Below are 21,496 nucleotides of genomic sequence, written 5' to 3'. Positions count from 1 at the left end.
CAATGAGCCAACAACCCATCCTCTTTATCGACCGCGATGGCACTCTGGTAGAGGAGCCTGCCATCGACAAACAGCTGGATTCACTGGAAAAGCTGGTATTTGAGCCCGGTGTAGTACCGGCCCTGCTGGCGCTGCAACAGGCCGGCTATGTGCTGGTAATGGTGTCCAACCAGGACGGGCTGGGCACAGACAGCTTTCCCCAGCAGGACTTCGATGCGCCCCACAACGCCATGATGGCCCTGTTCACCAGCCAGGGCGTCCGTTTCGATGAGGTGCTGATCTGCCCCCACTTTGATCAGGACAACTGCAGCTGTCGCAAACCCAAGCTGGGACTGGTTCGAGACTTCCTGACCCAGGGGCGTATCGACTTTACCCGCTCGGCGGTCATCGGCGACCGCAACACCGATCTGCAACTGGCCGAGGCCATGGGCATTGCCGGCATTCAATACGACCGTGACACCCATGGCTGGGACGCCATCGTTCGCCAGTTAACCCAGGGCGATCGCCGCGCCAGTGCCCGCCGCACCACCAAGGAAACCGACATCAACATCAGCGTCGATCTGGACAGCAATGGGCCGGTGTCGATCAACACCGGTGTCGGCTTTTTTGACCACATGCTGGAGCAGATCGCCACCCACGGCGGCATCGCCATGGAGCTGACCATGAGCGGCGACCTGCACATCGACGAGCACCACAGTGTCGAAGACGTGGCCCTGACCCTGGGGACGGCGCTAAAACAAGCCTTGGGCAACAAGCGCGGCATTGGCCGGTTCGGATTTGCCCTGCCGATGGACGAAACCCAGGCCCAATGCCTGCTGGATCTGTCCGGCCGCCCTTACCTGCGTTTCGAGGCCAGCTTCAACCGTGACAAGGTGGGCGATCTCAGCACCGAGATGGTGCCGCACTTTTTCCGCTCGCTGGCTGACAGCCTGGGCGCCACCCTGCACCTGTCGGTAAACGGTGACAACGAACACCACAAGGTGGAAGCGCTGTTCAAGGTGTTTGGCCGCACCCTGCGTCAGGCCATCACCATCGAAGGTGACCAGTTGCCCTCCTCCAAAGGAGTGCTGTAATGAGCCAGTCTCAACCGAAACGGGTTACCATCATCGACACCGGCTGTGCCAACCTCAGCTCGGTTCGCTTTGCGCTGCTGCGACTGGGCGCCGAGGTCACGGTCAGCCGCGACCCGGCGCAGATCCTCGCCAGCGACCGGGTGATCCTGCCCGGTGTCGGCAGCGCGCCGGCGGGCATCCAGGCACTGCGTGACTCCGGTGTCCTCGAGACCCTGGGCCAGCTAACCCAACCTGTACTGGGGATCTGTCTGGGCATGCAGCTGCTGGGCCAGAGCAGCGACGAAGGCCAGGCCCGGCTTACCGGCCTGTTGCCGTTTCGCTGCCGCAAGCTCAAGGCCGATGGTCACCCCCTGCCCCATATGGGCTGGAACACCATCAGCCCTGGCGACCACCCGCTGTTTGCCGACATTGCCGACGGCAGCCACCTCTACTTTGTTCACAGCTACGCCGTGGCAGAGTCGGAGCTGACCCTGGCCCGCTGTCACTATGGACAGACGTTTTCCGCCGCCGTCGGTCGCGGCAACCTGATGGGGGTGCAGTTCCACCCCGAACGCAGCGGCCCGGTGGGCGCCAAAATACTGCAAAACTTTCTGGAGATGCCATCGTGATCATCCCTGCAATCGATCTCATTAACGGCCAGGTAGTGCGCCTGAAAAAAGGCGACTTTAACCAGGTCACCCAGTTCGACACCGACCCTCTCGCTCAATTGCAGGCCTATCAGAACGCCGGCAGTCGCCAGTTGCATCTGGTGGATCTGGATGGCGCCAAGAATCCCGCCCAGCGCCAGCTGGCCACCATCACCGCCCTGGCTCAGGGCCTGGACGCCCCCCTGCAGGTCGGCGGTGGCATTCGCGATCGCCAGGAGGTGGAGTCGCTGCTGGCACTTGGCGTGGACAAGGTGGTGATCGGCTCCCTGGCTGCCCGAGAGCCCCAGACCGTTGCCGGCTGGATCGAAGCCTTTGGGCCAGAGCGCATCACCGTGGCACTGGATCTGCTGCTGGACACCGACGGCAACGCCCAGGTGGCCACCCACGGCTGGCAACAGGGCTCTGGCAAACTCATCGACGAGGTGATTGCGCCGTTGCTGCAGGCCGGACTCAAACACGTCCTGTGCACCGACATCGACCGTGATGGCATGCTCAGCGGCCCCAACGTGGCCCTGTACGCCCGGCTGATTCAACAGTACCCGCAAGTGTGCTGGCAGGCATCCGGCGGCATTGCCGAACTGGAGGATCTGCGCCAACTCAAGGCCATCGGCATTAGCGGCATCATCATCGGCAAGGCGCTGCTCACCGGCCGTTTCACCATTGAGGAGGCATTGGCATGCTGGCAAAACGCATAATCCCCTGCCTGGACGTGAAAGCCGGGCAGGTGGTGAAAGGAGTGCAGTTTCGAAACCACGAAGTAGTGGGCGACATTCTCAACCTCGCCAGTCGCTACGCCAACGAAGGCGCCGACGAGTTGGTGTTTTATGACATTACCGCCTCCAGTGACGGTCGCACCGTCGACAAAAGCTGGGTCAGTGCGGTGGCCGAAAGATTGGATATCCCCTTCTGCGTCGCCGGCGGTATCAAGACCATCGACGATGCCCGCCAGATCCTGGCCGATGGCGCCGATAAGATCTCGGTCAACTCACCGGCACTGGCCGACCCCGATCTAATCAACCGCCTCAATGACACCTTTGGGCGTCAGTGCGTGGTGGTGGGCATCGACTCCTGGTACGACCGCGACGGCGACAGCTACAAGGTGTACCAGTTTACCGGCGATGAAACCGCCACCCGCCAGACCCAGTGGTTTACCCAGGACTGGGCCGAAGAGGTGGAACGTCGGGGCGCCGGAGAGATTGTTCTCAACGTCATGAATCAGGATGGCGTACGCCGCGGCTACGACGTCGACCAGCTCAGCGCCATTCGTCAGGCCTGCAACCTGCCGCTGGTCGCCTCCGGCGGCGCCGGCACCATGGCCCACTTTGCCGAGGTGTTCAGCCAGGCCCGGGTCGACGGTGCGCTGGCGGCCTCGGTCTTCCACAAACAACTGATCGACATCATGGATTTGAAACACTACCTGAAACAACAAGGGATCGAGGTACGCGTATGACCACACTCTCTATCGACTGGAACAAAATGGACAACCTGGTTCCGGTTGTGGTGCAACACCACTACAGTGGCCAGGTTCTGATGCTGGGCTACATGAACCCGGAAGCGGTCGCGGTTACCCTGGAGACCGGCAAGGTAACGTTTTACAGCCGCTCCAAACAGCGGTTATGGACCAAGGGAGAGAGCTCCGGCAACGTGCTGACCCTGGTCAACCTGGCGACTGACTGCGACAACGACGCCCTGCTGGTGCAGGCGATTCCGGCGGGTCCCACCTGTCACCTCGGCACCACCAGCTGCTTTAGTGGCCTCGATAATCAGCCGTTTCTGGGCAAATTGGCCCAGGTCGTGGCCGAGCGGGCCGACGCCGACCCACAAAGCAGTTACACCGCCCAGTTGCTCAATGGTAACCCGCGCCGGGTGGCGCAAAAAGTCGGGGAAGAGGGAGTGGAAGTGGCCCTGGCGGCGGCCACCAACGACCGTGACAACCTGGTGGATGAATGCGCCGATTTGCTGTACCACCTCACCGTGCTGCTGCAGCAGCAACAGGTTCCTCTGCCCGAGGTGATCGCCAAATTGGCACAACGGCATAAATAGAGATTCAGGGAAATTGGAAAGGAAAAAGGGCAGCCATCGGGCTGCCCTTTGTTATCAATATAATAGCTTTAGACAGTAGTCTGGATACTCTGTTGGACATGAACGGCAAACAACTTCTTATCGGTTCCCTCATCAAAAACTTCGTCCAACAGCTTTTTCAAGTTCTCCTGCAACATCAGCTCCCGCTGCTCCAAGGTCAACCCATACTCGCTCATGGTCTGCTGAGGAACCTGCTAATGCTGCTCTGCCAGTATGGGATCGCTGTCCAGCGTATTAATGCACATCAGCATCTCGACCATCATTTACGCCTTTAAAGAATGGGCGTTGCCCCTTGAATAATTGGGTCTGTATTCGGAGAGTCGTCCTTAGGTTTAAGCCGTTTCCCAAACCGATTCAGACAGGATCTGCAGCTTGTCCAGCATGACGCTATCCGTTGCCATCTCTTGGCAGGGAGGCACCACCAAGGTAGTGATCTGATTCAGGGTGGCCTGGGGCAGCTTTCCTAGGGGCAGGTGCTCTATGCGGGTGGACTCCAACGGTGAGGTGGCCGCCTCATAGAGGATCACCTCATGATCCAGCGGATAATTCCGGGACAACTTCTCCACCAGCAACTTGATATACGCCTGATGAGTCTCGAAACGCTTCATGGACAGATCCCCGGCCACACCGGGCTGCCACAATATCAGCAGCGCGCTGGGATCGATGCGACGCTGATGAATCATAAACTGAGTGCACTCCATCGCCTGCTCGCCAGCGCTGGCAGGATCGATTTCCAGATCGGCATACAGGCAATCCGCCGCCGAAATCCCCGGTTCCATGTGAGCAGGAAACGCCTCAGCCCTAGCCAGGTCGATCGCCTTCTTGGAGATGCAGGAGAACACCGAGGGATGGCCGTAGAACACCGCACACACCTTCCGTCCCTTACGCACCTCCTCCATGATTCGCTCGGCCATCTCATCATAGGTCTGGCCCCGCGGCTTACCCTCACCGCCCCCTTCACCATAGAGATCCAGCAGACAGCGATACTCCTTGCTCATCTCCTTGATCCATTGTCGGCTAAGGTGATTGGCCATCGCCGCCAGCACCACATCTGCCTGCTCAATACAACTCTTGGCTCTGGGGGTAAGCTGACCCGCCAACCGCATCCCCGAGCCCACACAAACCAAACTGCCTTGTTTGCTCATCACTTAATCTCTTCAAATTTAAAAAATATAACCGGCTCGGGAAACAAGTCACCGCTGGCCATGGCGTCCCTATTTCAGTGGTGTCTGACCCAGCTCCGCCTGCAGGCTACACAGTCCCATCGACGGCTTATAAGCCCCTATATCCTTATCCTCCAGCACCGTCGCCACCCGGTTACGCCCTAGGTGCTTGGCCTGATACAGGCACTTGTCGGCGGTCATCAGCAGCTTATCCAGACTGTTCACCTTGTCATCAAGCCTGGCCACCCCGAAACTGGCACTGATGTCCAGGTTTTCGATGGCCACAGGCGCGATGATCCGCTCTAAGCCCTCGCGGCAGCGCTCTGACAACAGTCTGGCCTGCTCGATATCCGTATTGGGCAGGCAAATAACAAACTCCTCGCCCCCCAAACGGCCAAGAATATCCTTATCTCGAATGCTATTGCGCACCACCCTGGTCACCGTTTTCAGTACCCAGTCCCCCACTGCATGACCGAAGGTATCGTTGACCCGCTTAAAGTGGTCCAAATCAAACACGACCAAAGACAACGGTTGCTCCCGTCGCTTCGCCTCCGCCACCGCCTTGGTACAAGACTCCATCAAACTCACCCGGGACAACACTTTGGTCAAGGTGTCAGTCTCCATGGAGACCTTAATTTTGGCCTTCTGTTTTTGTACAAACAACACAGCCAACACCAGTATTACGGAGGCTGCTGAGAACCAAATAAGTAAAACACGAGTTTGCTCGAGTTTTGTTTCGGCCAATTCATTCTCCAATTGAAGTCTTTTATTTTGAGCCTCAATTGTCTTTAGTTGCCCCTCAATATCTGAAGCACTAATTTTTGCTAAATGAAAAACAAGCGACTTATCGTATAGATCCTTCTCATACTGTTTATGAGATTCAATCGACTCATTTATGTATTTAACATATTTATCCCAGTCTTTCACTTTAAGATAAAGGTTGGCGAGCACTTCAGACACTCTTGGTTTAAGGCGTAATATTCCAAACGCCTCAACTCTCTCATACGCCCACAAATAGTAACTTTCAGCGACATCAAAATCGGACAACTCCAAGTAATGATTTGCAATCGCCATTTCTAAATACACTAGGTACTCGTAATTATTATTTCTTTTCTCATTATAAAAAGCTATGGCTAAATGAGCGTCTCCTTCGCCTTTCTCAAGTTGACCCACCATTTTTAGCGTTTCCATTAGATCTGACGATAGAGGATCAATACCTTTATTACAAAGGTTGATTACGTCATTGACCTGCTCCAATACACTTGAGTAATCACCTGAATAAAAAAGAGATTCCACACGATCAACCCCTCCATAGCAAGCAATTCTTTTCGATTTAGTTTGGGTGCCAAGATCAGAGATTCTTTCTGCATACTTAAATGCTTGCTCATACATGTAAAGAGAAGAATAAACAGTGTATCCAGAGTGAAGTATGAGCATTCTCGGCATAGGTTCATCAATAAATTCGAGCAACTCCAATGAGGAAGATAGATATTTTAGAGCTTCATCCATATCATTAAGGTTGACAAAAATCTCTATCATTTGCTGATAATATCTTGCTTGAACTTCCGGCTTGGAAGTCTCCCAATCATACGATTGTAAAACTCTCAACCTTAATTCTTGTTCTTCATGAACCGCGTGATAATAAGCTTGGTACAGAATAAAGTACTCAAGCAACTCTGCATCCATTAAATCAACCTTTAACTTCAGCTCCTCAATTATTTTCTTTACTTCCTCTGGGGATTCATAAGCCAAGTTAGGAATTGACATCACTTGGCCTTCTAACTCGTTTTCAATGGCAACGGCTTGGCCTGCAATTATAATGCAGGCCAAAATAACAACGTGAATCAACATGTCCTTAAATGAAAAGGACAGCATCTTTCAATTTCCTACTTTTGCTGTACATGCGCAGCAACAATTATGAACTCTGGATCGGTAATTCCTGCTTCTTTAGCAATCCTTATTTTATCTCCAGACATAAATGCCTCAATTTGCTTTTCGTTCAGACCAAAATCCTTCATGGTTTTTACAGGATTCTTGTTATGAGCAGCCAGCAAGTCGGCATTGCAATCCAATTCGTTGATGTAGTTGAGCAGTGTCGACATGGTTTCCATTCCCTAAAGTGTAGTGCGATGCAGTAGCGGACCCTGACCAGGTTCAGACCCGGTTTCTGTGACCTTTTCAAATCATAACAATGGTCTATGACAAAGGTAAAGCCAATGCATAACATTTCATCAACATCGAGGGATGGCTCGTACAGGCCTGAACGGGTAGGAAAGCAACTGAACGGTAGGAAAGCAGCTAGAAAAAACCCCGGCAGAGCCGGGGCATGGTAGTACTGACTGTTTCATCCCTCGCGAGAGGTATCATCTCAGTCCGGCAATATATTGTTGATTATGTTGCCTTTATTGTTATCGGACGTCCTGCCACCCTCAATGCAAGGTGCCCCCCAAACGTCCACTTGGAGTGGTTAGTTGAACAGGTCGAACTCGCCAGACTCGATCTCGGGCTTCAGTGCCAGGTAATCGCTCTGACTCAAACCGGTGAGTTCAAAACCCAGAAACTCTTTGTGCTCCAGAAGGTTTACAGTATCAAGTCGACTACACATCTGTGCTTCGGCCTGCTCCAATGCGTCTTCTGCGCTATCGGCCACAACGTCGAACTGTTCGAAATGGAAGCCGATAAAGTTCTCTTCGGCATCGGTTTCGTTAGCCCGGCCAAACACTACGTAATCCATCTTATAATCCTTCAAGTCATATTCGGAGTATAAGTTATACCGTTCAAATTAAAATGAAAAGAACTTATTTAATTAATTTTCATTGATCTTAAAATACAGTCAGTTATAAAAACAAAGTGCAAAACGAAGCGTTAAGTCGATCACACTTTATCAGGTCAAACCATTTCAGAATTTACTTGAGCAATGTCAGCTTAAGTTATTGATTTTATATTTGGAGACTCAAAACAGCAACTCAAGCAAAGAAGATTAATTTCCTTATAAATCAGCACCTTGTGAATGGACAAGGATGTAAAGCGAATGTTTTTCACTATTATCGCCATCGATATGCCTTTATATATTAATGACATAAACAAAACCACAGCTGACCAATTCTGGTTATTCTTTTATTGTTATAATGTGATTCATTTTGAAAATGAAGTTATCCTTGTTGCGGATACACTCGATGCCGCACTGGGCATTACCATTCCTTTTATTTCACTGAATAATAATAGTTTTATTTCTTACCAGGGCAAGGTCAGCTGGGGAAACCACCGGCCTCGACACAAATTGGCATTTTCCCCTTGACACCTCAATGATAATGATTATCATTTAGATCAACTTCACTCGCAACTGACCTCTGGAGACCTGACTATGCTGTTTACCATTGATGCTCGTCTGGATCACAGCCCAAACCAACTGACCGTGTTCCATACCCTGACCGGACGCCCGGTGCTGCACCTGAATGAGTCAGAGTTAAGGGAGATGCTGGAGGCTGGCGATATCTGCATGCAGGAGCTCACCAGCAACGATTCCGGCACCTTGCAAAGCCTGGCCTGGGAACTGCTGTTGTTTCAAAGCGCTTCACACACCCGCCACAGTTCGCTGTCGAGCTTCCAGGCCTAGCGGCCGCTGTACCAGAAAAGACGCTGGATACCCGCGTTCGCGGGCACGACTGAGGGTTGATTAGGGTGCGAGGGAAACCGCAGCCTCGATGGCGTCCCCCTCAAGCAATCACAACTGCCCACCCTGCTCGTGTCGCCCTTGCGAACGCGAGGGCCCAGTTGCTTTGGTTTTAGGTTGGCCGCAAAAGCCACTGGATACCCGCGTTCGCGGACACGACTGAGGGTTGATTAGGGTGCGAGGGAAACCGCAACCTCAATGGCGTCCCCCTCAAGCAATCACAACTGCCCACCCTTCCCGTGTCGCCCTTGCGAACGCGAGGGCCCAGTGGCTTTGGTTCTCACTTGGTAAAAAGACGCTGGATTCTCGCCTGCGCAAGAATGACCAAAGGTGCAGACACCGGGTACCCGCGTTCGCGGGCACGACTGAGGGTTGATTAGGGTGCGAGGGAAACCGCAGCCTCGATGGCGTCCCCCTCAAGCAATCGCAACTGCCCACCCTTCCCGTGTCGCCCTTGCGAACGCGAGGGCCCAGTGACTTTGATTTTAACCTCGAGAAAGCCACTGGATACCCGCCTTCGCGGGTAAGACAGAAGAGGAATTGTCGCCCTTGCGGACGCGAAGGCCCAGGGGCTTTGGTTCTCACTTGGAAAGAAGACGCTGGATGCTCGCCTGCGCAACAATGACAAAGGCACAGACGCTGGGTACCCGCCTGCGCGGGCACGACGAAGGGAGATTAAGAGTAAGACGACAACGAACGGAACCCGGCTAGTACCAGCGCGCTTCCCCTTCGGGGCGGGTTTTCAGTACCTTCAGGAACCACATGTACTGCTCTGGATGACAGGCGATGAGACGCTCCAGTTGCTGGTTTAACAGCACCGCCTCCTCCTCTTTGCAGCAGGTCTCGGTCAGATCCAGCGCCTCAAACACCTCTACGGTCATCTGTCCGCGGCGCTGGTCGATGCCAACGGTCAGAGGCAACACCTCGGCGCCGCCACAGTTAGCCAGTCGACCAATAACCGGCAGCGTGGCTTTTGAGGTGGCAAAAAAGTCGGCAAAAATGCTCTTCGCCGCACCGTGGTCCTGATCCGGCAGGTAGAAGAAACTCTCACCACGACGCAACCCCTGAACCAGAGTGCGCAGGCCAGCGTCTCGATGATATACGGTACCGCCAAAGCGGCAGCGCTGACGACAACTGAACCAGTTAAACACCGGATTACGGTGGTGCTTCACCATTCCCATCATCGGCAGACCCCAACTGGACAAGCGGGCACCGGCGTACTCGATGCCCCACAGGTGTGGCACCAGAAAAACAATGGGCTTACCTGCGGCGCGAGCCGCTTCGATGTGCTCCAGCCCCTGAATCTGAATTCGTTTCTCGAGCACCTTGCGGGAGCGAAACGCCAGAATTCCCATGCCCATGCCCACCGACACAAAGCTGTAGATCATGTTGTCGATGATGCGCACCGTATCCGCTTCGCTCATGTGCGGGAAACAGGCTTTCAGGTTCACTCGGGCAATGCGAATCGGTTTTTTACAAAACGGCTTTACGAGCGGAGTCAGCCCTTTTGCCAACCAATGGCGCACCGAGTGCGGCACAAAGGCAAACAGGCACATCAATGCCACCGCCAGCCAGGAGGGCCAGTACCTGGGCGCTAACATTCGAGCTGAAAACTCAACCTCATAAGGCTGATTGGAAGAAAGAGTCGTTGACATTTTACCGCGATCGCTGTCCGTGTAACCGCGTTCACCTTACCTGAACCCCGCCAGACTCACAACGATTACCCCCGCTGTAACAGCGGTTGGCGGACAGGATGGTGGTTGTTTGTCCACTTCGGGCCCTTGTCACAGGCCAATGTCAGCAGTGTGTCAGCCCAGGTCAGCGACGGTAAGGGTCCGGCTCGCCGTCGGGGCGACTTTTCAACACCTTAAGAATCCACATGTATTGCTCTGGCCTCGGGGTGATCAGCGCTTCAATCTCTTCATTCATTCGACGGGCATCGTAAGCGGCATCGCCGGAGGGAAGATCGGTCATCGGCGGGCGGATGATCCCCTGAAATTTACCTCGACGGGCATCGTAGCTGGCCACCATGGGAATCACCACAGCGCCTGTGGCATCCACCATCTTCCCCAAGCCGGGTAAGGTGGCTTTATGGGTGGCAAAGAACGGCACATACTGGCTGCGTTTCATGCCATGATCCTGATCCGGCAGATAGTAAGCGCTGTGGCCTTCGCGAATGGCATCCAGCAACCGCTTGATCCCCGCGCCGCGCCCAAACACCTTGCCACCATAACGGCTGCGACACTTTTGCATCAGGTAATCCACCAACTCGTTTTTTTGCGGATTAACCATGGTGGTCATTGGGTAACCCCGTGATGCCAGCAACACGCCGGGAAAATCGATAAACCAGGTGTGAGGCACCATAAAAATCACCGGTTGGCCACTCTGCAGATACGGCATCAGGTGCTCTTCACCGATCAACTCTACATGGCGCTGCAGGTAACGTTCACTGCGCACCAACAACGTCGCACTGGCCATCAATGACATGCCGATGTGCCGATACATCTGATCCAGCACCCGATCCCGCTGAGCCTGATCCCACTGCGGGAAACACAACCTCAGATTCACCTCGGCGCGATGACGGGTCTTGGGCAACCCACGGCCAAACAGATAGCCAATGCTGCCCCCGACGGCATCTCGAACCCGGTAAGGAAACAACGCCAACACGGCGGCAATGACCACAAACAGCCAGACGCCCAAATAGCGGGGGTGAAGGAATCGCCAGCCAAATTGCGGCCGGTGTTGAAAATCGGTGGGATGTTTTGCGCTGGTCACTCAGTTTCTCGCCTGTCTTATTGCTTGACCGCCCCAAACCCTGAGTTTGAGGGCGGTCACCGGCCAAAGTGATCAGTGAACCACGGGTTCACTGAACCGGCCCTTTATCGACTTTAAATCGGACGACGAATTATAGCAGAGTCCTTAAGCGTTTGGCGTTACGCCAGTGTAGAAAAACTTAATTCATTGGTGAAAATCGGTTACGCAGGACGATGCTCCACCACGGTCGCCCGCAGCAAGTTGTCGTGAATCGGACAACGGTGGCAGGTTTTATCCAGAAACTGCTGCTTCTGCTCGTCACTGAGGTCGGCATCGATGTCCGCCACCACTTCAAACGACTTAAACCCAACAGGATCATCGCTCTCTTTACCCACCAAGCCAGCAGGGTTGAGAACGGCTTTAACGTCCACCTCGATGCCGCGTAACTCAAACTTCTCTTCCCGAGCCACCATCTTGCCGATGGTGGAGATGCATCCGGCCAATGAGAACAGAAACGTCTCCAATGGGTTGGCCCCCTCGTTGCCACCGCTGGGCTGATCGATGACCAGAGTATGGTCTCGAACCTGAGCCGTTACTTTCCAACCCTCAGTCATAGAGGAACGCACGTGGTAAATCTTGTCAGCCATGGCTACAAACCCTTACATTAGAAAAATCTTAACCATGCTATGCCAAGCCCGGAGCGGGTGCAAGTCTGCCTTTGACTTTATCGCTAGTGTGAGTGATCCTTTGTGGCCCGGATCACCTGAAGTAACCCCATGACACATCCTAAGGTCGGCATCGGCGTCATTATCCATCGAGACGATGGTAAGATTCTAATTGGTAAACGTAAAGGCAGTCACGCCCCCTATTACTCCATTCCTGGTGGCCATCTGGAACTGGGAGAAACCTTTGAGCAAACGGCGATACGCGAGGTGAAGGAGGAAACCGGCCTGAGCATTGCGGATCCCCGGGTCATTGCCATCACCAACAACCTGCGCACCTACCGTGAAGAGGGACAGCATTTTGTGTCGGTGGTGTTGGTGGCCCGACATGGCGGAGACACGCCGGTGAATTGCGAGCCGGACAAGTGCGAAGGCTGGCAATGGGTCGACCCGACCCAGTTGCCACAACCCCATTTTGATGCCAGTGAACAGAGCATCGCTTGCTACCTCAGTGGCAACCACTACCTGCCACAGAGCGAACTCTGAATCTTAAAGGGCTTTCATCATCCAGCAGTCACAACTGTTGTGGCCGCTGTTGCCCCAGGGGCCATCCAGTGCCTCAAAACCATGGCGACGATACAGGTTTTGGGCCTGACTCATGGGACCAAAGGTCTCCAGATAACAGTGGTGGAAGCCCGCTTCCTCGGCAAACGCCAGCGCCTGAGCCAACAACGCCTGCCCCACCCCTTTGCCGCGGCAACTCGGTTTCAGATACATCTTCTGCAGTTCGCAGGTTGACGGCCAATGGCACTCAAACGGCGCGATGCCAACGCCCCCCACAACCGTCCCCTCAAGCTCCGCCACCCAATAACCACTGCGGCGATCGGTGTACACCTCGCTGAGGCGATCCAGTTCCGGATCCTGCCAGGCGAACCCTGGGCGATTGGCGCCAAACTCCGTCAGCACCTCTCGTATTATTTCAGCAATCTGCTGGTCATCTTGCGGTGAAATCTTGCGAATTTTCATGACCCTGCCCTAATCTGAGTGAAGCTCACAAAACAGAATAAAGTTCCCGCTCTTTTCTTACCATCCATTCTATTCAGTTGGCAAATTTGTAAGAATGGCAATGAGACGTACAGCAAATGAGCCGGATTCACCCCTGGGCGGATCACACAAAAACGATACAGGTGCACAGACTCTAGGATGAAACAGCTTTCCTACGCCCTTGAGGACAATCAGGCGCTGACAAGGCTGCTCGACGCGCCGGAGCTGCATCAGGCCGCAGACGCGGCCCATGCCATGCTGATTCAGCTATACAGTGCCAGCCAGGACAGCTCCTGGTGCCGAGACATCACCGCCGCCCTGATCGAACGTTTTCCCGCAGCGCAACTGGTTGGCGCATCCACCACCGGTGAGATTCAGCAGGGCCGAACCCTGACCGGCCACACCGTGGTCGGATTCACCCTGTTTGAAGACAGCGACGTACACAGCCTCAGCCTGCCCTGTCAACGGGGCGAAGAACACGGCATCGGCCGCCAGCTGCGCAGTCAACTGGATCAGTTTGAACACGTGGCTGGCGTGCTGCTGCTGGCAACCACCATCTCAGTGGACGCCAATGATATCCTGGCCGAGTTGAATCGAACCCCATTGCCGTTTCCGGTGTTTGGCGGCGGCGCCGCCGACTACGGCACCATGAGTCAATCGTTGTTGATGCATCAGGGACGTTGCCTGGACAGCGGTGTGGTCGCGGTGGTGTTTTGTGGCCGTAATCTGCACCTGAGTCGCCACACCTATTTAGGCTGGCGACCGCTGAGCAAAACCATGACCGCCACCGAGGTCAAAAATCGTTCCCTGAAACTGATCGACAACCGCCCGGCCTTTGAGGTGCTTTCCCGCTACCTGAACATCGCCGACGACGACAACTTTTACCTGAACTCGCTGGAATTCCCGCTGATGATTCAGCGCAATCAGCAGCTCATCGCTCGAGTACCGGTCGGCGTCGCCCGGGATCGCTCCATCGAGTTCATCGCCGACATTCGACAGGGTGAAAAGCTACGACTCGGCTACGGCGATCCCAAATTGATCATTCGCGATGCGCAGCAGGTGCATCGTAGCATGGCTCAATTTGGCCCACAGGCAGTGTTTCTCTACAGCTGCGGTTGTCGCCGCTTCCTGATGCAAGACGATGTGGAATTGGAAACGCTGCCGTTTCAGAGCATTGCACCCACCTTTGGTTTCTATACCTATGGCGAGTTTTTTGCCGAACGCGGTCAGGTGGAGTTTCTCAACTCCACCATGGTGGCCATCGGAATGCGAGAGGGAGCAAAATCCGATCACCGCCGCCCTCCTCTGCAATCCGAACCATCCAGCATCGATGCGGCGATGGACGACCCCTACGCCAATCAGCACATTCGCATCATCGAGCGGCTGGTACACTTTGTCGATGCCGTCACCGCAGAGCTGCAACAGACCAGTGACGAATTACAGGAAGTGACCATCGTCGACAAGCTGACTCAGCTGCCCAATCGCTACCAGATGGATACCCTGCTGGCCCGGGAACTGGCCCATGCCCAACGCGCTCAACACCCGTTTTCGCTAATCTTGGTGGACATCGATCAACTGAGGAAGATTAACGAACGACATGGCCGACTGGTGGGCGATGAAGTGGTAGCGGAGATCGCCCAACTTCTGGCCACCCACACCCGCCGAACCGACATCGTCGGCCGCTGGCAGGGAGGGACCTTTATGGTGATTCTGCCCGACACCGAGTTGCAGGAAGCCAAGGTGGCCGCCATTAAGCTGTACGCCATGATCGGTCAGACCCACTTTACCCACGGTGACCATTGCTCGGCCAGCCTGGGAGTCAGCTGCCATCAGCCCGGCTTTACCCTGCACCAGACTCTGAACCGAATCAATCTGGCTCTGCAGCAAGCCAAGTCCGCCGGCGGCAACCAGATTCAAACCCAGGCCTAATCCACCGCCACCAGTCCCTGCTCCGTCAGCCGGAAACGGCGCTCGATCACGATGTGAGCGGGGGTTGCCATCGGCTCATCGTCACCACGTACCCGCATTGACACTCGCACTTCATCGGCGATCACGCTCAGCCCATCCAGGCCAATGCGATCACCGAGAAACACCGATTCCCGCGGCAACCAGTCACAGCCCTGAGCCAGGTTGGCGGACAGGTAATAGAAGCTGCCGCTGCCACCACCATCGAAGCGCACGATATCCACCAGATCGGCATTGCCATCGCCATTGAGGTCACCGCGGGCGGCCAGCATCTGCACATAGCCTTTAGAGGGCACCTGCACCAGCTCTCCTTCAATCTGGTGCAGTGGTGAGGGGGTGGGCTCACAATCCGGAACCGACGCACTCTGACAGCCTCCCAGCCCCAACAACAACAGCCAACACAGAGACCTCATGACTCGCTCCAAATCGCCAACTCATTACCTCCTGGCTCCACAAAGTGGAACCGACGCCCCCCAGGGAACTCAAAAATGGGTTTTACAATCCGGCCACCGGCGGCCCGAACCCGGTCCAGGCTGGCGCCGAGGTCGCTGCTGTGCAGTACCAGCAGTGGCGCACCGTCCGCCGTGGTGGCCACCTTGGGATTATAAAATAGCCCGCCACTGAGCTCCGGAGTGGTAAAAGCGCTGTAATCCGGGCCGTAGTCCTGAAATGGCCAGCCAAACGCCGCCTCGAAGAAGCCCTTGCTGGCGTCCAGATCGGCACTGGCAAACTCGATGTAGTTGATGGTTTCTGCCACCGGTTACTCCTGTATCAGCCATCGGCTGCGAATGCAGGCGGCCACGGTCTCCGCCCAGTGTTGATAGACCGGCGCTCCGGGGTGAAAGCCATCGGCAGCCATCACCTCGCCCCGAAGCGCCTGTGAAAATTCGATGCGATCGCAATCAGGTTGCTGCGCCAGCCACTGCTTCAGACTGCCGTCCAGGCTCAGCGCGTGCTGCCCCAAGGTCCAGCGCAGCGGCTGAGGCAGCGCCGGAAACTGACCCAGCGGCGGCATCGCCGATACGATCACCTGTTTGCACTGGTATTTGTCCCGAAGCAACTGCACCAGAGTCTGTTGCTGCCGAAGCCAACGACGTCGAGATACTCCTCGAGTAACGTCATTGACGCCCAGAGAGGTTACCACCACATCGAAGGGTTCCGCCCGGCGCTTACTCATGTAGCGCAGCATCTTAGCGGTGGTGAGACCACTGCGTGCAATCAATCGCCACTGCAGCTGATACTGGTCTTGCAACCGAGCCATCAACTGACCGCTCAACGCTCGCTGCTGCTGGTCGACGCCAACACCGGCGGCGGCGGAGTCTCCCAGCACCAAAATCCTCAACGGCCGCCCCTGCCCCAGTTCGCCACGACGACGGCCCCTGGCTTCCGGCAATCGCACGATATTACGCCGCACCTGTATGCCCTGATACAGCAACAATGGCCACAGCACCGTGGTGGCCAGTAGATACCTCATGATCGATTCCTTTCAAACCTATGGGCTACTATCTCTCTATCATATACAAAAAAACCCAGCCATCACGGCTGGGTTTTAACTTTGGTATGAACGGATCAGGCGTCAGCCGAATCCAACTCCAAGTCTTCGACTCTGGCTTTTAATTTTTGCCCTGGACGAAAGGTCACCACTCGGCGCGCACTGATCGGAATGTCTTGTCCGGTCTTTGGGTTGCGCCCCGGGCGTTGGTTTTTGTCCCTGAGTTCGAAGTTACCAAAACCCGACAGTTTCACTTGTTCGCCACTTTCCAGTGCCAAGCGGATTTCCTCGAAATACGCCTCTACCAGATCCTTGGCATCTTTTTTGTGAATGCCGAGAGTTTCGGTCAGGTGTTCTGCCATTTCGGCTTTGGTTAAGGCCATGATATCAGTCCCTCAACTGAGCGTTGAACTCTTTGGCAAGAGAAGCAACGATGGTATCAACAGCGTCGGCGATGTCTTGTTCTTCCAGCGTACGCTCGACGTCTTGCAAGGTCAGGGCGATGGCAAGGCTCTTTTGGCCTTCCTCAATTCCCTTTCCTCGGTATACATCGAATAAGTTTACGCCAACCAGTTGTTTTACGCCAATTTTCTTGATCAAGCTTGTTACATCTCCCGCGCCGATAGCCTCATCAACCACGATGGCGATGTCACGACGGCTGGCGGTGAACTTGGAAATGGCGCTGGCTTCGGGTACCTGGCTATCGGCGATAGCCGCTTGTTCGATCTCGAACACCAGGGTACGGCCGTTAAGACCCAGTTTCTTTTCATGCTGAGGGTGAATGGCACCAATCAGGCCCACCACCTTGCCAGCTTTGACAATTTCAGCGCTTTGCCCCGGGTGCAGAGCCGGATTGCTGGTGCTGCGGAAGCTGAAGGCATCGGCGTCATTGGTCAGAGCCAGCATCGCTTCTACGTCACCTTTTAGGTCATAGAAGTCGACAGCGCGAGCGGGCATCTCCCAATGCTCGTCGCTTGCCTGCCCGGCAATCACACCGGCCACCATCACTTCCTGACGAATGCCGTTTTCAGCCTGCTCGTCGGGAATAAACCGCAACCCGGTTTCAAACAGGCGCACCCGCGACTGCTGACGGGCTTGGTTATAGGCCACAGAGCCCAACAAACCCGTCCACAGAGACAGACGCATGGCCGACATCTCAGAGGAAATTGGGTTCGGCAGCACCAGAGGCTCAACCCCTGGATGCAGGCGCTCTTGCAGCTTAGGATCCACGAAGCTGTAGGTGATCGCTTCCTGGTAACCGCGATCCACAAACAGAGAACGAACTCGTTTCAGAGACAGATCGGCTTCACGGTGCTCTGGCATTTCCAGGGTAGCCACCGGGGCCAGGTTAGGGATGCTGTTGTAGCCGTAGATACGCGCCACCTCTTCAATGAGGTCTTGCTCGATGGCCATATCAAAACGCCAACTTGGCGCTTTAGCCTGCCATCCGCCGTCGACCACGCTGACATCACAGCCCAGACGAGTCAGAATTTCTGCCACGTCGTCATCACCGATGTGGTGACCCAGCAGGTTATCCAGCTTCTCGCGACGCAGGGTAATGGTGGCCGCCTGAGGCAGATGCTGTTCAGACACCGCTTCCACAACCGGGCCCACTTCACCACCACAAATCTCAACCAACAGTGCCGTAGCACGTTCCATCGCCTTGGCCTGAAGCTGAGGATCCACCCCGCGCTCGTAACGGTGCGAAGCATCGGTGTGCAGTCCGTAGGCACGGGAACGGCCCAGAATCGCCAGTGGTGCAAAGAAGGCACACTCCAGCAACACGTTTTGAGTCTCGCCATTCACGCCGCTGTGCTCACCACCGAAGATCCCCGCCAGAGCCAGAGGACCCTTGTCATCGGCAATCAACAGGGTATCGCTGTTGGGTTTGCATTCACTGCCGTCCAGCAGGGTCAGTTCATCACCCTCTTTGGCCAGACGCACCTGGACGTCGCCGTTAAGGGTGTCCAGATCAAAAGCGTGCATCGGCTGACCCAGCTCCAACATCACGTAACCGGTGATGTCGACAATGGCGTCGATAGAGCGGATACCACCACGGCGCAGTTTTTCCTGCATCCACAGCGGCGTCGGCGCTTTCACATTAACGTTTTTAATGACCCGGCCCAGATAACGCGGACACTGCTCCGGCGCCTCGACCTTGATGGTCACGCGATCATCAATGCTTGGAGCCACCGGGCTCACCTGTGGCTCGGTGACCGGCAGACGATTGAGTACGCCCACTTCACGAGCCAGGCCAGACAGGCCGAAACAGTCGGCGCGGTTGGCGGTCAGATCCACCTCGATGATGCTGTCATCCAGGTTCAAGAACTCACGGAAATCGGTACCGATAACGGCATCTGCCGGCAGTTCCAGAATGCCATCGCTTTCCACGTCGATGCCCAGCTCAGAGAAAGAGCACAGCATGCCGTGGGACGGCTGGCCACGGAGCTTAGCCTTTTTAATCTTGAAGTTACCCGGCAGGACGGCGCCCACCACGGCCACGGCCACTTTCAGGCCCTGGCGGCAATTTGGCGCGCCACAGACGATGTCCAGCAGCTCATCGCCGCCGACATTAACCTTAGTTACACGCAGCTTATCGGCATCGGGATGCTGGCCGCATTCAACCACTTCCCCGACTACCACACCGGAAAACTCGCCGGCAACCGCTTCTACACCGTCCACTTCCAGGCCGGCCATGGAGATCTGTTCGGAAAGCTCGTTGGTCGAGATGGCAGGGCTTACCCACTCACGCAACCAGGATTCACTGAATTTCATTGTCGGCCTCTTACTGGAACTGTTTCAGGAAACGCAGGTCGTTCTCGAAGAACGAACGCAGGTCGTTAACGCCATAGCGCAACATGGTCAGGCGTTCTACACCCATACCAAAAGCAAAGCCAGAGTACTTCTCCGGATCGATGCCGACTGCGGTCAGTACATTCGGGTGCACCATGCCGCAACCCAGTACCTCCAGCCATTTACCGTTCTTGCCCATCACGTCCACTTCCGCGGAAGGTTCGGTGAAGGGGAAGTAAGAGGGACGGAAACGCACCTGCAGATCTTCTTCAAAGAAGTTACGCAGGAATTGATGCAGCACCCCTTTGAGTTCAGCGAAGCTGACTTTTTCCGCCACGACCAGGCCTTCTACCTGATGGAACATCGGCGTGTGAGTCTGATCGTAATCGTTTCGGTATACTCGGCCCGGGCAAATGATGCGGATCGGCGGCTGCTGCTTCTCCATGGTACGGATCTGCACACCACTGGTGTGAGTACGCAACATCAGCTCAGGATTAAAGAAGAAAGTATCGTGCTCTGCTCGGGCCGGGTGATGGGCCGGAATGTTCAGGGCATCGAAGTTGTGGAAGTTGTCTTCCACCTCCGGACCGGTGCTCACAGAGAAACCGATCTCAGCAAAAAACTGTTCAATACGCTCGATGGTACGGGTCACCGGGTGCAGACCGCCAGCGGCCAGTTTTCGGCCCGGCGCCGTTACGTCGATGGCCTCTTCCGCCAACTTGGCGTTCAGGGCTTCGGTTTGCAGGGATTCAATGCGGGCATGCAGGGCGCGTTGTACCTGCTGTTTGCCTTCGTTGATCGCCTGGCCCGCCTTAGGGCGCTCCTCTGCGGACAGAGAACCCAGTGATTTCATCAGAGCGGTAATTTCGCCCTTCTTGCCCAGGAATTGTACCCGGATTTCGTCAAGCGCCTTCAGGTCGCTGGCGGCGTCTACCGCAGCCAAACCTTTAGCGACAATTTCTGCTAATTGCTGCATGATTGTTTTTTCTCTGTACCAACCGCGAATAAGGGGGGAGAGTTTCCGTGAAAACGGTAAATTGTACTGCATTGTCGACCCAAGCTAAACCGCTATTTATCGGCAAAACGGCACTATTCCCGGCTTAACAGCAGTTTTCCGCAATTTTGATTGTCTGTCATCCGCTGGTGGGCGGTTTCCACCTGGCTCCAGGGGTAGACGCTGTCCACGGTTGCCCTCAGCTCTCCCTCCGCCAGTGCAGCACCAAACTCGGCTTCAAAATCACTGATTAAGTTGGCTTTATAAGCCTCACTTCGGTTTCTCAGTGTCGACCCCATCAGGGTAATTCGTTTACTCAGCAACGGCGCAAAGTCCAGTTCGCCATAGCGGCCGCCGAGCATCGACAGGCTCACCAGCCTGGCATCTCGATTCATCACCTTGAGATTGCCCTTCAAATAGTCACCGCCGACAACATCCACGACCACATCGACGCCGGGACAGGCTTGTGGCCAGGGGCCGCTGCAGTAGTTTATGGCCTGATGTGCCCCCAGTTGGCGACAGTATTCGGCCTTTGCCTCGCTGGAGCAGGTCACCACCACCGTGGCATCGGCATGATGAGCCAATTGAATGGCGGCACTGCCCACCCCGGAGGCGCCGGCATGAATCAGCACCGTCTCTCCGGCCCGAAGTCCAGCCAGAGCAAACAGCGCCTGATACGCGGTTAAAAACGCCTCAGGAATGGCCGCCCCTTGTTCAAAGCTCAGGGTGTCCGCCAGCGCCATCACCTGGCCCGGTGGCACCCGGACCTCAGACGCATAGCCTCCACCATCCAGCAATGCCATCACCCGTTGGCCACGGCGCCAAGGACCGCAATCAAAGGCGATCTCCCCCGCCACCTCCAGACCCAGGATATCACTGGCCCCCGGAGGGGGCGGATACTGACCGGCGCGCTGCAGCAGATCGGCCCGATTGATGCCACTGGCTTTAACCCGAATCAGGGGCCAGTGGTCGGGGGCAGCCAGTAGCGGCACCTCTTTGGTGACTAACTGACCTTTCGGCCCAATTGTTATCGCTTTCATTAGCGACTCCCGATCATGAATGAGGAATGTTTGTGATCCACATCACCAAACCCATCAGAATCCCTAAAGGGAATTCACCAGGGTTCGATATCATTTGGAAGTTGTTGTATTTAC

Annotated in this window: 25 protein-coding genes; 9 read left to right on the top strand and 16 right to left on the bottom strand. The window is 55.4% G+C overall.

Features of this window, described 5'->3' with window-relative positions:
* Nucleotides 1-2 precede the first annotated feature (2 nt).
* Genes hisB through hisIE form a run of 5 tightly spaced genes read left to right on the top strand, consistent with a single transcriptional unit; the run spans nucleotide 3 to nucleotide 3,763 of the window.
* Nucleotides 3-1,073, top strand: a complete 1,071-nt coding sequence (hisB, locus tag J8Z22_RS08945) for a bifunctional histidinol-phosphatase/imidazoleglycerol-phosphate dehydratase HisB (protein WP_252010132.1) — start codon at nucleotides 3-5, stop codon at nucleotides 1,071-1,073.
* Nucleotides 1,073-1,681: an imidazole glycerol phosphate synthase subunit HisH gene (hisH, locus tag J8Z22_RS08940; protein WP_252010131.1), complete on the top strand. Its 609-nt coding sequence runs from the start codon at nucleotides 1,073-1,075 to the stop codon at nucleotides 1,679-1,681. The genes hisB and hisH overlap by 1 nt, the downstream gene beginning before the upstream one ends.
* Nucleotides 1,678-2,415 carry a 1-(5-phosphoribosyl)-5-[(5-phosphoribosylamino)methylideneamino]imidazole-4-carboxamide isomerase gene (hisA, locus tag J8Z22_RS08935; RefSeq protein ID WP_252010130.1) on the top strand — a complete coding sequence of 246 codons (738 nt, stop codon included), beginning with the start codon at nucleotides 1,678-1,680 and terminating at the stop codon, nucleotides 2,413-2,415. Before hisH ends, hisA begins: the two co-directional genes overlap by 4 nt.
* Complete coding sequence (gene hisF / locus J8Z22_RS08930) at nucleotides 2,397-3,170, top strand: imidazole glycerol phosphate synthase subunit HisF (RefSeq protein ID WP_252010129.1); 774 nt, start codon at nucleotides 2,397-2,399, stop codon at nucleotides 3,168-3,170. Before hisA ends, hisF begins: the two co-directional genes overlap by 19 nt.
* Entirely contained in the window at nucleotides 3,167-3,763 is a 597-nt protein-coding gene (gene hisIE, locus J8Z22_RS08925; protein ID WP_252010128.1) for a bifunctional phosphoribosyl-AMP cyclohydrolase/phosphoribosyl-ATP diphosphatase HisIE, read from the top strand. Before hisF ends, hisIE begins: the two co-directional genes overlap by 4 nt.
* A gap of 68 nt (nucleotides 3,764-3,831) precedes the next feature.
* On the opposite strand, the gene J8Z22_RS08920 is transcribed toward hisIE, so the two are convergent.
* The 5 genes from J8Z22_RS08920 to J8Z22_RS08900 form a co-directional block, all read right to left on the bottom strand.
* The gene (locus tag J8Z22_RS08920) at nucleotides 3,832-3,978 is read right to left on the bottom strand and encodes a hypothetical protein (protein ID WP_252010127.1); all 147 of its coding nucleotides are present in this window, start codon (nucleotides 3,976-3,978) and stop codon (nucleotides 3,832-3,834) included.
* Between the two features lie 156 nt (nucleotides 3,979-4,134).
* Nucleotides 4,135-4,947: an SAM-dependent methyltransferase gene (locus J8Z22_RS08915; protein ID WP_028113362.1), complete on the bottom strand. Its 813-nt coding sequence runs from the start codon at nucleotides 4,945-4,947 to the stop codon at nucleotides 4,135-4,137.
* 69 nt (nucleotides 4,948-5,016) lie between these two features.
* On the bottom strand, nucleotides 5,017-6,840 hold the full coding sequence (locus J8Z22_RS08910) for a GGDEF domain-containing protein (protein ID WP_028113361.1): 1,824 nt from the start codon (nucleotides 6,838-6,840) through the stop codon (nucleotides 5,017-5,019).
* Nucleotides 6,841-6,851: 11 nt separating this feature from the next.
* Nucleotides 6,852-7,067 carry a hypothetical protein gene (locus J8Z22_RS08905; RefSeq protein WP_028113360.1) on the bottom strand — a complete coding sequence of 72 codons (216 nt, stop codon included), beginning with the start codon at nucleotides 7,065-7,067 and terminating at the stop codon, nucleotides 6,852-6,854.
* 365 nt (nucleotides 7,068-7,432) lie between these two features.
* Nucleotides 7,433-7,699 (bottom strand): hypothetical protein, encoded by a 267-nt coding sequence (locus J8Z22_RS08900; RefSeq protein WP_028113359.1) that lies wholly within the window; start codon nucleotides 7,697-7,699, stop codon nucleotides 7,433-7,435.
* Nucleotides 7,700-7,996: 297 nt separating this feature from the next.
* Between J8Z22_RS08900 and J8Z22_RS08895 the strand changes: the two genes are divergently transcribed.
* The gene (locus tag J8Z22_RS08895) at nucleotides 7,997-8,263 is read left to right on the top strand and encodes a hypothetical protein (RefSeq protein ID WP_252010126.1); all 267 of its coding nucleotides are present in this window, start codon (nucleotides 7,997-7,999) and stop codon (nucleotides 8,261-8,263) included.
* Nucleotides 8,264-8,329: 66 nt separating this feature from the next.
* Nucleotides 8,330-8,581 carry a hypothetical protein gene (locus J8Z22_RS08890; protein WP_028113357.1) on the top strand — a complete coding sequence of 84 codons (252 nt, stop codon included), beginning with the start codon at nucleotides 8,330-8,332 and terminating at the stop codon, nucleotides 8,579-8,581.
* A gap of 764 nt (nucleotides 8,582-9,345) precedes the next feature.
* Here J8Z22_RS08890 and lpxM (J8Z22_RS08885) read toward each other — a convergent pair.
* From lpxM (J8Z22_RS08885) to J8Z22_RS08875, 3 genes are all read right to left on the bottom strand, one after another.
* Complete coding sequence (gene lpxM, locus J8Z22_RS08885) at nucleotides 9,346-10,239, bottom strand: lauroyl-Kdo(2)-lipid IV(A) myristoyltransferase (RefSeq protein ID WP_252010125.1); 894 nt, start codon at nucleotides 10,237-10,239, stop codon at nucleotides 9,346-9,348.
* A gap of 217 nt (nucleotides 10,240-10,456) precedes the next feature.
* Nucleotides 10,457-11,413 carry a lauroyl-Kdo(2)-lipid IV(A) myristoyltransferase gene (lpxM, locus tag J8Z22_RS08880; protein ID WP_028114694.1) on the bottom strand — a complete coding sequence of 319 codons (957 nt, stop codon included), beginning with the start codon at nucleotides 11,411-11,413 and terminating at the stop codon, nucleotides 10,457-10,459.
* Nucleotides 11,414-11,613: 200 nt separating this feature from the next.
* Entirely contained in the window at nucleotides 11,614-12,039 is a 426-nt protein-coding gene (locus tag J8Z22_RS08875) for an OsmC family protein (protein ID WP_028114695.1), read from the bottom strand.
* A gap of 129 nt (nucleotides 12,040-12,168) precedes the next feature.
* Between J8Z22_RS08875 and J8Z22_RS08870 the strand changes: the two genes are divergently transcribed.
* Entirely contained in the window at nucleotides 12,169-12,600 is a 432-nt protein-coding gene (locus J8Z22_RS08870) for an NUDIX hydrolase (protein ID WP_252010124.1), read from the top strand.
* Between the two features lie 3 nt (nucleotides 12,601-12,603).
* On the opposite strand, the gene J8Z22_RS08865 is transcribed toward J8Z22_RS08870, so the two are convergent.
* Entirely contained in the window at nucleotides 12,604-13,080 is a 477-nt protein-coding gene (locus J8Z22_RS08865) for a GNAT family N-acetyltransferase (RefSeq protein ID WP_252010123.1), read from the bottom strand.
* Nucleotides 13,081-13,257: 177 nt separating this feature from the next.
* Here J8Z22_RS08865 and J8Z22_RS08860 point away from each other — a divergent pair, with 177 nt between their 5' ends.
* Nucleotides 13,258-15,027 carry a diguanylate cyclase domain-containing protein gene (locus tag J8Z22_RS08860; protein WP_252010122.1) on the top strand — a complete coding sequence of 590 codons (1,770 nt, stop codon included), beginning with the start codon at nucleotides 13,258-13,260 and terminating at the stop codon, nucleotides 15,025-15,027.
* Here the strand turns inward: J8Z22_RS08860 and J8Z22_RS08855 are convergent.
* The 7 genes from J8Z22_RS08855 to J8Z22_RS08825 form a co-directional block, all read right to left on the bottom strand.
* Nucleotides 15,024-15,476, bottom strand: a complete 453-nt coding sequence (locus tag J8Z22_RS08855; protein ID WP_252010121.1) for a hypothetical protein — start codon at nucleotides 15,474-15,476, stop codon at nucleotides 15,024-15,026. The two genes, J8Z22_RS08860 and J8Z22_RS08855, sit on opposite strands and share 4 nt — an antisense overlap.
* Nucleotides 15,473-15,820 carry a VOC family protein gene (locus tag J8Z22_RS08850; protein ID WP_028114700.1) on the bottom strand — a complete coding sequence of 116 codons (348 nt, stop codon included), beginning with the start codon at nucleotides 15,818-15,820 and terminating at the stop codon, nucleotides 15,473-15,475. Before J8Z22_RS08850 ends, J8Z22_RS08855 begins: the two co-directional genes overlap by 4 nt.
* 3 nt (nucleotides 15,821-15,823) lie before the next feature.
* The gene (locus tag J8Z22_RS08845) at nucleotides 15,824-16,537 is read right to left on the bottom strand and encodes an SGNH/GDSL hydrolase family protein (RefSeq protein WP_252010120.1); all 714 of its coding nucleotides are present in this window, start codon (nucleotides 16,535-16,537) and stop codon (nucleotides 15,824-15,826) included.
* Between the two features lie 95 nt (nucleotides 16,538-16,632).
* Nucleotides 16,633-16,938, bottom strand: a complete 306-nt coding sequence (locus J8Z22_RS08840) for an integration host factor subunit alpha (RefSeq protein ID WP_028114702.1) — start codon at nucleotides 16,936-16,938, stop codon at nucleotides 16,633-16,635.
* A 4-nt stretch (nucleotides 16,939-16,942) separates the two neighbouring features.
* Nucleotides 16,943-19,330: a phenylalanine--tRNA ligase subunit beta gene (pheT, locus tag J8Z22_RS08835; RefSeq protein WP_028114703.1), complete on the bottom strand. Its 2,388-nt coding sequence runs from the start codon at nucleotides 19,328-19,330 to the stop codon at nucleotides 16,943-16,945.
* 10 nt (nucleotides 19,331-19,340) lie between these two features.
* On the bottom strand, nucleotides 19,341-20,324 hold the full coding sequence (gene pheS, locus J8Z22_RS08830; protein WP_028114704.1) for a phenylalanine--tRNA ligase subunit alpha: 984 nt from the start codon (nucleotides 20,322-20,324) through the stop codon (nucleotides 19,341-19,343).
* 113 nt (nucleotides 20,325-20,437) lie between these two features.
* Nucleotides 20,438-21,382, bottom strand: coding sequence for an NAD(P)H-quinone oxidoreductase (locus tag J8Z22_RS08825; protein WP_252010119.1), 945 nt, complete (start codon nucleotides 21,380-21,382; stop codon nucleotides 20,438-20,440).
* Between the last annotated feature and the right edge of the window lie 114 nt (nucleotides 21,383-21,496).

This window comes from Ferrimonas sp. SCSIO 43195, from assembly GCF_023716685.1.
Classification (GTDB): Bacteria; Pseudomonadota; Gammaproteobacteria; order Enterobacterales; family Shewanellaceae; genus Ferrimonas; species Ferrimonas kyonanensis.
Note: the sequence above shows the minus strand (reverse complement) of the source record. Positions and strands in the feature narration are given on the sequence as shown.